Below are 10,061 nucleotides of genomic sequence, written 5' to 3' on the forward strand. Positions count from 1 at the left end.
GTGAAGGTCGTTCCCTGTGATAGGAGCAGCAGCCTTGGTGGAAACCGCAGACAGACTTAGGATTACCGCGGTGAATGTAATCGCCTTGTAGCTCATATTGCACCCCGATTGCCTCTGTCACAGCCTTAGCACAACCTGGGCAAACTATGGAATTGACCCCAAAATGTTTCGGCCAAATTTCTGAGTGGCCCAATCGGAGATACCGCTGCGCGGTCAACAGAGGCAGAGCCTCCCTCCATAGGGGAAACCTCAGTGCCTCTTAAAAGGTCCTTCTTCATTCTCGTTGCGATTCAGCCGCTCGACCAACTCCTCGGCCTCCTCTTCGGTGAGCATATCCATGACCATCCCATCGATAACGACCGCCTGTCCGGTCACCGCATCAACTACCGTCCAGTAGTTGTTGAGGTTCTTGCGAAAGCTATATCGATCGGCTGCCATGACGTGTGCCTTTTGGTCCTGAGGCGCGACCTTAGCCTTCCTCCTCCCCTTCTCTTGGGCATTAAGGATAAATTCAAGGTTCCTAGCGGTATCGTGCGGTAACCGATCGAGAACCGCTCCGTTCTTTTCCGCAGCCTTTCCTTCGCGGTAGTCTATGACACGCCAACTGCCGTCAGGGTTCTCCTCTAAACCGTAGCGCCTGTAGGGCATTGGTTCGCCTAACGTTATCTTGTTACACCCAAACGCGGACCTGGAATGTTTGTTGCAAATTTCTGAGACCCCCATCGAATATGCACGAGACGGAAAATCGCTCTGGGGTCATGGTGTGGATTACGCCGGATGATTCGGATGTGCCACCCTCGCACAAAGGTGCTGGAGTCAATCGCACCAGTGGTTCCGGTGCCTCGGCCGCCACTCTCGAGCGAAGCCTTCCCGCAATAGTGTCTGGCCTATCTCCTGGCCATTCGCCGCTAGATATTCACCAGCGGCCGTCTTGTCGATCGCGCCGCTCCCCGGAAAGAAGTTCGTATCGACAAAAGCTGGGAGCGCCTGTTCGAGGGAGAAATTGGCTTCTCGATCAATGACGGCAAAAAGATACTCGCGGCGCTGCAGAGCGCGGTCGTAGGCCACGAGGCGGAAACCTTTTGTCTCTTTCGTCGAGTCTGGCCGGATTGCCATGCATTCCGGCCAGTCAAGGATTACACGACTCGCCGGCTCCGAACCGTGTTCGGCACGGTAGAGGTGCGCAATCCTCGCTGGATGTTGTGTCGGGATTGCTATCCGGGCATGATTGCCGCCTTCGCGCCGCTGAAGGAAATTTGTCCCGATCGAGCGACGCCAGAGTTGATGGAGCTGACGGCGCGGCTGGGGAGTACGGTGCCATATCGGCAGGCGGCAAAGGTGCTTACCGATTTTCTGCCTATTGAGCCTACCGAGATGCACGCGACCGTGCGCAAGCGCACCCTCAAGATTGGGGAGCGCCTCGACGACCAGACCGTCCAGGAAATATGGCATACGAGGGCTCAAATGGATGAACGACACCAGCTTGAAATGCAGCTTCCTGGCGATCGGCGCAAAGAGTTTGTCATCAGCATCGATACGGCCCACGTTCGCAGCGCCGAGCCCAATTCGGCGAGAAATTTCGAGCTCGTAGTAGCGAGATGCGGCCGCGGTGGACGAGGTGAAACCGATAGCCGCTATTTCGTCACCAGCAGCACTGAGCAACATGCAATCCGCAATCACGCTCTTCATGCTCTCCAAGAAATAGGATATCGCGGCTTTGGCGACGTGACGGTGATTTCGGACGGCGCCGACATCCTGAAGCGGTTTCCCCGCGCCATGCCGCAACCGACGGCCCATATCATAGACTGGTCCCCATCGCCATGAAGATCCAGCCCATGCAGCAGATCGCCGCTCACGTCGCTCGATCCCAATCCGCTTTCGCTGAAATTTTACCCTGCATCGACGACAGGGACATCAGGGCCCTGAAATGGCGCCTATGGCACGGGCGGGTCGATCGCACGATTCACGACCTAGAGAGACTTCTCTCCAGTTTGAAGCAATCGGAGGGGAAAGCCGACTTCTCGATCCCACGCCTTCATAACCTTGGCACGTAGCTCCTGACCTATGTCCGATCGAATCGCACCTCGATCATCGACTATGGAAAGCGCCACCGCGCCGGCCTTCGGGTTGCCACGACCCTCGCCGAGTCAGCGGTGAACTCGCTCGTCGCCAAGCGGATGGTGAAAAAACAGCAAATGCGCTGGTCCCTTCAAGGTGCCCACATGCTCATGCAGCTCCGGGTGGCCGAACTGAACGGTGCACTCCGCAACCGGCTTCGGATTCCTTTCCGACTGCCAGAACCGAACGTGCCACCAAGTTTCAAGCCGAAGCCGCTTCTGCTGCGTGCCGCCTGACCCCAGAGAAATTACCGATCTCACCAGAGCTGAATGAGGTTGGCTGAGACGCCATAGGTTCGTTGGGCATCGCCGCGGCCGATGATGCCGTTACGAATATCCTGACAAAGCTGCAGCTTGAACTGCGTCGAGTGCCGTCTGTATGGGCCTCGTGATTTCATGAGCCTTCTCCGCAAGATGCCGTCCTCCGCAGAGTGACGCAGCTGGCCGAAAAGCCCGGTCCCATCGCAATCATCGCTGCGCGGTCCGGCAGACCGGCTTGGATGACGCGTTCCAGCACGAAGAGCACGGTCGGCGAGGACATGTTGCCATAGTCGGACAGCACTGAGCGCTCGTGATCGAGCGAACCGGGCGAAAGCGCCAGCGCGCTTTCCATCGCTTCCAGCACCCTGGTACCGCCCGGGTGGCAGACAAAGCGGTCGATGTCCCGGCGCGAAAGCCCGTTGCGGGCAAGGATGCCGTCCCAGCAAAGAGGCGGGCGGAAGCCGCGGCAGCTTCTGCCTGCGTGATGACGTGTTCCGGCACCGCAACCGCGAGGCTCAGCAATTTCACCATATCGCTCACTGCATTCTCCTTGTTGCCCGGCGGTAAAGCTGAGAACACCTGGCACGGCGATTTATTCGGGCCGCCAGCGTCACAAAAGGGTGATGCAAAAAATGCCTACCGCCGTCCGAATAAAATGCGGGCCAGGGGTGTTCTTTCGGCGCAACGTCATTTTCCACGGAGATATTCCCATGACGACCACGACTGTTCGTATTGCTTCTCTCGTTTTTGGCGGCTTCATCGCCGCCTCCATGCTTTCCACCCCGGTCTTCGCAATTGGCGGCGCTAGCGGCAGCAACAGCGACAGCGGCGCGACCACGCCCGTTTGCAAAAAGGGCCAAATCTACGACAAGAAGTCGAAGAGATGCGTGAAGCAGCAAGGCGCCAACGTGACGGACCAAAACCGCACCGATTATGCCTATTCGCTGGCGAAGGCCGGCCGATACGAAGAGGCGCTGGCGACGCTTGATACCGTCAAGGATCAGAACAATGCGCAAGTGCTGAACTATCGCGGCTACGCTACGCGCAAGCTCGGCCGTACGGATGAAGGCATCACCTATTACCTCAAGTCGGTAAAGCTCGACCCGCAATATGCGCAGGTTCGTGAATATCTCGGCGAAGCCTATGTCATCAAAGGCCGCGTCGACCTTGCCAAAGAACAGCTAGGCATCATCAAGACGATCTGCGGCACCGACTGCGAGCCATATGAGGACCTCAACGCGGCTATCATCAATCCGACGAAGATGTAAATCGAGGCAGGACGCGGGGCGGATGGGATATTCGGATGTCGGTCGCGCGTACCACATTTCCTGCGTATAGTCGCCCGAAAATGGAATCGCCGGCTCAGCCGGCGATCTCCAGAAGAAGAACCGGGGCGGAGGCGGTCATCGCGAGCGAAGCGGACATCAGAAAGGGCCTGACGGAGAACTTTGCCAAGCTCTGGCGTTATGGCCTCGTATTCTCGCGCCAGCGTGATGTGGCCGATGATCTCGTCCAGCAGACCTGCGTCCGGGCGCTTGAAGCGTGTTGCGCAATTCGAACAGGGAACCCGGCTCGATCGCTGGCTGTTTTCGATCCAGCATTCGATCTGGCTGAACGAGATCCGCTCCCGCAAGGTCCGCCAGGGCAGGGGCTTCGCGGATCCGGAGGAAGCGCTGGTCTTCGACGGAGCCCGCGACACCGAAACACACGTGATGGCAAACCAGGTGCTGCGGCGGCGCAGAAGGCCGCTAATAGAGCCGCGGCGGTACTATCTTCTCGGAGCAGCCTATTGACCGATGCTCGTAGAAGGGATCGAGCTTCGTCGTACTCACCGTCACTCATTCGGTACCGATGAAGCGGACGACCATCTGGCAATTGAAGACCGCGCCGAAAGAGAAACTTCTTGAACCATCTTCCGACTGCATCCATGGGGGAGACGGTTTGACGTTGGCGGCTTTGCGTAATGCATTCAGTGCCGCGACGGCTGAAAGCGTTCAACATGCGCTGGTTGGTCGGACATGCGGCCGCATGATCCGAGAGTCGCCGATTATGAGTTGGATGCTTGCTACCATGGAACAAGCAGGAAATGTGCTTCCGCGAAACCGAGATTCTTATCGTCTGCCGGAAGCCTAGATCTGCGTGATTGGGAGAGGATTTCAACCGCAGACTACAACCGCATCATCGCCGACATTGCTCGACTCGAGGTCGCGGCGACGCCATCTCCCAACGAGGCAGAGCGTATTTTAGGGGACGTCATGACCCCAATTCTGCAGAGCGACGGGTTCGATCTGGTTCGGCAGCGCGGCTCTGGTCAACGCGACGACGGCCTGAGTTTCAGTAGTTTCCGCGGCGAGGCGACCTCCGGTGTTGACGCAAAGCATCGTTATCGAGACGAAATTTTACTCGAGAGTTCGACGGGTCTGCCCAAGACGTCAATACATTGATTAGAGCAGGGCTCACATAGGAGATCGGCCGAGTAGTTCTTGTAAGCGATTTAGGCTTTTCGGCTGGCGCGCTTGCAATGGTGGAGCGAAACCTTTCGCTTTCGGTTGAACTGAAGGCGCTGGTGGATCTACGTAATTGGCTGGAACTTATCCGCGAAGATCAGCCGGACATCGAAGCAGAAGTGAGAATCTTGCTGCGTTGAGCGAACGATTTTCTCGACTGATTGCGCAGTATCCCTCCGCCTCGGCCATTTGGAATAGCTGGATGTCGAGCGCACCATCGCTGAGGTGTTCGACGGGCTCGGCTTTCGAGTGACGCTCACCCCTGGCTCTTGCACACGAGGTCGCTGGAACGCTTGCCACATATTCCGTCGAGATCAAGCGGGTCCTCGAAGCGAGTGTGGGCCGATGCCGTTGCTAAGCTTCTGAAGGTTATCGTCAAAGAAAAGAAAGATGGCGGTCTGTTTTGTCGACCTATGGTTTACAGAGAACGCGTTTGCGCAACTCACCACGATCGAAAAGGAGACGCTCAAATTTGGGGATCAGGAGAGAATGGTCACACATTGCCGAACATATGGGAAAGCGAAACCCGGTATATGGTCACTGACCTTAGATGCAGGCATCGATGAGTTCCTGGCGGACTTTTTCCAGGAATGAATAGATGTGTCTGGGGCTGGTCTGCACGATCGTCAGCTGACCGCCGATAGTCGCGGCTCCAATAACACGCTCGTTCGTGAAACGCCCCTGAACGAATGGCCCCCATAATGTCTTGAGTGTCGTGCCGCCGACCTTGCGCGGAATCGGAACGTTGCCGAGATTTGCTAGAACCACGTCGTATTGCATCGACGCAAAAATGCCTGCCGCCAGTTCAGGATCCGCTTCGCGAGGAAGCACCGACTGCAGCATGCCAACGCGACGGCGCAGCGCCTCCTCGGTTCGTCCCGCTTTGAGAGACTCAATTGCTTCTCGGGCGATATCCCAGAACTCTAAGCGCGGCGCGGATTGGAATTGAACAGGCTCCAGATCGGCGAGCATCGTGCATATGCCCTCGATTGCTCCTAGATGCCTACGACGGCTGATCGCGTTCGCAACGGTGATCACCTGCTGATCCAGATCGTTTGCCAGGCTGCAGACGATTGCCGCACAGAGCGCGCCCTGAACGGTTGTGCCGTTGGAGCGGCATTTAGTTAGGAGAAGGTCGGTGAAACTACGCGAGAGGGAGAGCGACGAAACGGAAGGGCGGTCTCCTTTGAACGGCCGCCAGAGCGGTGCATCCGCGAGGCATCGAAGCTGTTGGAGTTCCTGGTCCGACGCCTTGCTCATCGCAATGCCGTTGCCGTCCGATTGCACTCGCTCCGCCGCGAGGTGGTCCATCGGCTTGGACAACGGGAGAGCAGGTAATTCCCGACCCTCCAAAGCTTCCATCAAGTCGCGAATAATATAGGCGGCAGACAGCCCATCCGCGATCGCGTGGTGGAACGTCAAGACAACAATCGACAGAGGCCGTCCATAGAGCATTGTCGCTCGCATCAATGGCCCATCGGAGGCCTTGATGTCCGAGGCAAGCTCCTTCTCCACGATTGAGCGCCAATCGAGGCCTGCAAAACGACGCTCGAAAACAACGCTGATCGGCTCGTCGCAGCGATTGAACACAAGTTCACCATCAGCGCCATTCGAAATAGATGCCGAAAGCAAAGCGTGACGTTTTTGAACTTCATCGAAGGCGTTGCGATATTCGATCGGACTTTTCTTGCTCTGGACCTCTGCGACGATGCAGAAATGGCGGGGGTGCTCGACTGAATAGCCGTGCAGAAGTAGTTCGAACGCGCCCAGCTTGCGGAGAAGAGCCGGATCGGACGGCGTCTTTTCTTTGGTAGGCTGGCAGTCGTATGCATCGAGTTTGTATCGCACGAGAACATCCTTTGCGCTCAGTAACTGCCGCAAGGGTGAGATGACCGCGTTTCCATCCGATGGCAAAAACTTGATACTTGATTACGATCGCAACCGGAACCGAGCACGCTTAATCGCAAGGTCGGCGCTGGGCTCAGGCGAAATTGCGATAGATGCTCTTTTCCAGGCCGGCCATCGCCGCCATGAATGGCGGATCGAGAAATGGCAGCAATTGCGTCATCACTACGACAGCGATATCGCGCCGGGTATCGAACCAGAAGTGTGTGTTGAGCAAACCGCCCCAAAATTGAGATCCCTCACTGCGCATACCCGCGACACCCTCCTGCATGCGGGCGAAACCGAGGCTGTGGCCCTTTCTCGTGCGAGGGAAGAATGCAAAGTCATACGAGCTGTGTGGGACACAACGCGACAATTCCGGAAGCGTCAATTCACCAAGCTGATTAGCAAGAAACGACGTTGCCGTGTCGGTGGAGATCAATCTTCGTCCATCCAGTTCGCCGTGATTGAGCCACATGCGCAGGAAGCGCATGTAATCGGCGGGAGTTGAGTAGAGTGCGTGCCCCATTGCATAGAATTCGGGGATCCTGGGGACCGCAACATCCACGGGAACTGCCGCCAGGCCGCCGTCGGGACGGCGTAGAAAGATGTCTCCTACCACATCCGCCCTGCCGGGTTCGAAGACAGTGTGCGTCATCTGGAGGGGCTCAAAGATTTCCTCCCGACAAAAGCGGTCGATCGGCCGCCCATCGATCGTTTCAATAACGAGCCCCAGCCAATCGATACCGGTACCGTACTGCCAACGCGTCCCTTGGTCGAAACGGAGTGGATAAAGGAGCCCCTCCTTAAGACCGGACATGATCGTTGGCTTGCCGGTCCGGCCGAAATAGTGGGCGAGAACAGGATCGTAATACTCGTAAGCGAGACCAGATTGATGGGTTGCCAGTTGCAGAAGCGTCGCTCCCGGGCGTGGCCGCCGGAAAAACGCTACGTTCCCACGCATCCCGTCCAACACTTCCAGGCTATTGGATTGCGGGAGAACGGCTGCGACCGGCCAATTCCAATCAAGTTGTTTCCGCTCAGCGAGGATAGCGGCACCCGTGGCGGCAATCGCCTTCGTCATCGAAAAGATGCGGAACAGGGTGGTTTGGTCGCTTGCTTCAATATCCCCGGCAGCATTGCCGGCCTGACCTGTCCACACCGTCCCGTCCGAGCGTCCTACGCTGGCGACAATATAAGGCACCTGCCGCCTCTGCACGGCATCAAGAAGAAGATCGTCGAGATATTGCATAACACGCTTGCCAGATGTCAGGGCTCATCCGTCAGCGCGCGAGAATGTCACAGCATGCCTGCGCCGGATGCCCTCGCAAAGTGGCTGGGCTATGGCGCAGCGAAATTGCAAAATCGCATTAAAAGATTTCTTTTGAAATGGATTGGAAGCCTTGGCTATTGGTGAGGAGCGCATGCCTACGCCGCACAGAGCTGAACCGCGCGGCTGATGTCCAACAGTTGCAGCTGAAACACGGTGGCTCGAAGGCAAAATGAAGCGGTAGCTTGGTCAAGCAAAATTCAAAGCACAGGCACAAACGTCTGTTGACCGAATGGAGCAATGCGATGAGCTATTTTTTCAATCTGATCCACCTGTCGCCGAGCCACTACACCGATTTGCAGGAGGAGCGTCGCTCTCCTGCACAACCGCGGAACGTTCCCGGGCGGCATTGTGGCATCGCGACAGTCATAGGTCGGTTTTTGGCTTCGGTCCGTCATTTTCGTGAGCTCCGAGAGGCTGAGGCTCAACTGGCGGCGCTCGATGATCATGTGCTGAAGGGATATCGGCATTCCGCTGCGTTTCCTGATAGTTGCTGGCGTGCATGGCACTCAGCATTTGGATGGCGATCGACTGCGAATTTTGCAGGAGACCATTGTTGGTCTTGAACTGCTCGATCAGCGCCTCATCCTCGTCGACACAAGATGATACCTGGGAGAGTTCCTTTTCCAGACGGCCAGGATTCGTAAGCCCCGCCTGTCTGATCAGCCCCGACAATCTGGATGCCGAAAGTCGAAGCTGCACGACGGAATTGGCAAGCGGATCGTAGTTCAGCAGCAGCCCAGCTCGCGCCTGTAAAGCGTCGCGCTGCAGTGAGGCATGATTGATGTCGATCGACCCTCAAAGCCGTCATGATCGCTTCGTGAACCTCACGGGAGGGTACTCGTCCACGCGCCAACAGTGCGAACGAGACCGCGCCGACGATTAACAGAGCGATCCGCCAGAGTTCAATCATGCTTCTGCGTGTCGGCCGTTTGAAGCTGTTTTCCATGATACTCGCCCGTCAAGGCCTTCAAGAAGGCGACCAGAGATTGGATTTCGGTCTGCGAGAGGGTGCGGCCGAGCTGCACCGTTCCCATCACCGCGACCGCTTCCGGCAAGGTCTTCGCCCGACCATCGTGGAAATAGGGTGCTGTTACCGCAACGTTTCGCAGGCTCGGAACGCGAAAGACCCCTTTATCATCGACATCGCCTGTCAGGGTGAACCGGCCGAGATCGCCATCAGCGCTATCCCCGGGTGGAGGCTCGGCGTAAATGCCGAAGCTCTGAAACATGTTGCCGCCGAGGTTCGAACCCTGATGGCACGACGCGCACCCGTAATTTCTGAAAAGCTGCATCCCGGCAGTCGCGTCAGCCGAGAGAGCACTCGGATCACCATGAGATACCGATCGAAATCGGAGTTTGGTGTTGTTAGTGACCGTTGTTAGGTCGCAAGTGCGTCCCGCGTTGCCAAACGATCAGAGTTTCGAACCGCGGCACCGAATTCACCGACTGGCCCTATCTGCAGGCCGGCATCGGCACGCAGACCTGGTTCTGTGATCCGCAATCAACCCTGGCAGAAAGGCACTGTCGAAAACACCAACGGCCGCGCGCGAAAATGGCTTTCGAGAGAGGTCGATCCACTGTCGATCTCCGATTGCGACCTGAAGGACCTCTGCGACCGGCTCAATTCAACACCACGCAAGTGCCTCGGCTACAAGACGCCTGCCGAGGTCTTCCGGCAGAAGCTTCTGGCGCAGACGAGGCGTACCGGATAGCCTGACGCATCTCGCAAGTCGCGGTTCGGCATGAACTCACATATCAGCATGCTTGTGAAAACGGGATGTGGGTCAATGGTTCACATCCCTTCAAGAGCAATAACAGCTCCGACGCCAGGCGCTGCCTGCCTTCTTAGGCCAGGTGCGGGTCAATCTTTCTCCAAAGGCGCGCACGCACCACCACAAAGCGGCCGTCCGGCGTCTCAAGGAACGGCTCGCCCTGCGTCAAGAGCCGCCTCCGTCCATC

General features: G+C 57.2%; 9 protein-coding genes and 4 pseudogenes. 5 read left to right on the forward strand and 8 right to left on the reverse strand.

Annotated elements, in window-relative coordinates; translation table 11 throughout:
• Window positions 1–249 precede the first annotated feature (249 nt).
• Together ACPYOJ_RS32640 and ACPYOJ_RS32645 are read right to left on the reverse strand one after the other, a co-directional pair.
• Entirely contained in the window at window positions 250–648 is a 399-nt protein-coding gene (locus ACPYOJ_RS32640; protein ID WP_481419948.1) for a hypothetical protein, read from the reverse strand.
• Between the two features lie 168 nt (window positions 649–816).
• Window positions 817–1,068, reverse strand: coding sequence for a hypothetical protein (locus tag ACPYOJ_RS32645; RefSeq protein ID WP_481419955.1), 252 nt, complete (start codon window positions 1,066–1,068; stop codon window positions 817–819).
• On the opposite strand from ACPYOJ_RS32645, the pseudogene ACPYOJ_RS32650 reads away from it, so the two are divergent.
• Window positions 967–2,354: pseudogene (locus ACPYOJ_RS32650) on the forward strand (ISKra4 family transposase). The gene ACPYOJ_RS32645 and the pseudogene ACPYOJ_RS32650 overlap by 102 nt on opposite strands.
• Window positions 2,355–2,374: 20 nt before the next feature.
• On the opposite strand, the gene ACPYOJ_RS32655 reads toward ACPYOJ_RS32650, so the two are convergent.
• Together ACPYOJ_RS32655 and ACPYOJ_RS32660 are read right to left on the reverse strand one after the other, a co-directional pair.
• Complete coding sequence (locus ACPYOJ_RS32655) at window positions 2,375–2,515, reverse strand: transposase (RefSeq protein WP_481419949.1); 141 nt, start codon at window positions 2,513–2,515, stop codon at window positions 2,375–2,377.
• Window positions 2,512–2,811, reverse strand: a pseudogene (locus ACPYOJ_RS32660) (3-oxoacyl-[acyl-carrier-protein] synthase III C-terminal domain-containing protein); the annotation flags it as partial. The gene ACPYOJ_RS32655 and the pseudogene ACPYOJ_RS32660, both read right to left, overlap by 4 nt.
• A 277-nt stretch (window positions 2,812–3,088) precedes the next feature.
• Here ACPYOJ_RS32660 and ACPYOJ_RS32665 point away from each other — a divergent pair.
• The 3 genes and pseudogenes from ACPYOJ_RS32665 (at window position 3,089) to ACPYOJ_RS32675 (ending at window position 5,025) form a co-directional block, all read left to right on the forward strand.
• Complete coding sequence (locus ACPYOJ_RS32665; protein ID WP_481419950.1) at window positions 3,089–3,646, forward strand: tetratricopeptide repeat protein; 558 nt, start codon at window positions 3,089–3,091, stop codon at window positions 3,644–3,646.
• 35 nt (window positions 3,647–3,681) lie between these two features.
• A pseudogene (locus ACPYOJ_RS32670) lies at window positions 3,682–4,114 on the forward strand (RNA polymerase sigma factor); the annotation flags it as partial.
• Window positions 4,115–4,899: 785 nt separating this feature from the next.
• Complete coding sequence (locus ACPYOJ_RS32675; RefSeq protein ID WP_481419951.1) at window positions 4,900–5,025, forward strand: hypothetical protein; 126 nt, start codon at window positions 4,900–4,902, stop codon at window positions 5,023–5,025.
• 406 nt (window positions 5,026–5,431) lie between these two features.
• On the opposite strand, the gene ACPYOJ_RS32680 is transcribed toward ACPYOJ_RS32675, so the two are convergent.
• The 4 genes from ACPYOJ_RS32680 to ACPYOJ_RS32695 all read right to left on the reverse strand — a co-directional run bounded on the left by ACPYOJ_RS32680 (window position 5,432) and on the right by ACPYOJ_RS32695 (window position 9,394).
• Entirely contained in the window at window positions 5,432–6,733 is a 1,302-nt protein-coding gene (locus tag ACPYOJ_RS32680; protein ID WP_481419952.1) for a condensation domain-containing protein, read from the reverse strand.
• A 133-nt stretch (window positions 6,734–6,866) separates the two neighbouring features.
• Window positions 6,867–8,021 (reverse strand): serine hydrolase domain-containing protein, encoded by a 1,155-nt coding sequence (locus tag ACPYOJ_RS32685; protein WP_481419953.1) that lies wholly within the window; start codon window positions 8,019–8,021, stop codon window positions 6,867–6,869.
• Window positions 8,022–8,465: 444 nt separating this feature from the next.
• The gene (locus ACPYOJ_RS32690; RefSeq protein WP_481419956.1) at window positions 8,466–8,891 is read right to left on the reverse strand and encodes a DAHL domain-containing protein; all 426 of its coding nucleotides are present in this window, start codon (window positions 8,889–8,891) and stop codon (window positions 8,466–8,468) included.
• A 113-nt stretch (window positions 8,892–9,004) separates the two neighbouring features.
• Entirely contained in the window at window positions 9,005–9,394 is a 390-nt protein-coding gene (locus ACPYOJ_RS32695; protein WP_481419954.1) for a cytochrome-c peroxidase, read from the reverse strand.
• A gap of 131 nt (window positions 9,395–9,525) precedes the next feature.
• Between ACPYOJ_RS32695 and ACPYOJ_RS32700 the strand changes: the two are divergent.
• A pseudogene (locus ACPYOJ_RS32700) lies at window positions 9,526–9,814 on the forward strand (transposase); the annotation flags it as partial.
• Window positions 9,815–10,061: the final 247 nt, after the last annotated feature.

This window comes from Rhizobium sp. SVR5-9E (assembly GCF_056755095.1).

What these genes read in the sequence shown, in the direction of transcription:
- ACPYOJ_RS32640 (WP_481419948.1), bottom strand. Translation starts at nt 648, where the DNA reads ATGCCCTACAGGCGCTACGGTTTAGAGGAGAACCCTGACGGCAGTTGG.
- ACPYOJ_RS32655 (WP_481419949.1), bottom strand. Translation starts at nt 2,515, where the DNA reads ATGAAATCACGAGGCCCATACAGACGGCACTCGACGCAGTTCAAGCTG.
- ACPYOJ_RS32665 (WP_481419950.1), top strand. Translation starts at nt 3,089, where the DNA reads ATGACGACCACGACTGTTCGTATTGCTTCTCTCGTTTTTGGCGGCTTC.
- ACPYOJ_RS32675 (WP_481419951.1), top strand. Translation starts at nt 4,900, where the DNA reads ATGGTGGAGCGAAACCTTTCGCTTTCGGTTGAACTGAAGGCGCTGGTG.
- ACPYOJ_RS32685 (WP_481419953.1), bottom strand. Translation starts at nt 8,021, where the DNA reads ATGCAATATCTCGACGATCTTCTTCTTGATGCCGTGCAGAGGCGGCAG.
- ACPYOJ_RS32695 (WP_481419954.1), bottom strand. Translation starts at nt 9,394, where the DNA reads ATGCAGCTTTTCAGAAATTACGGGTGCGCGTCGTGCCATCAGGGTTCG.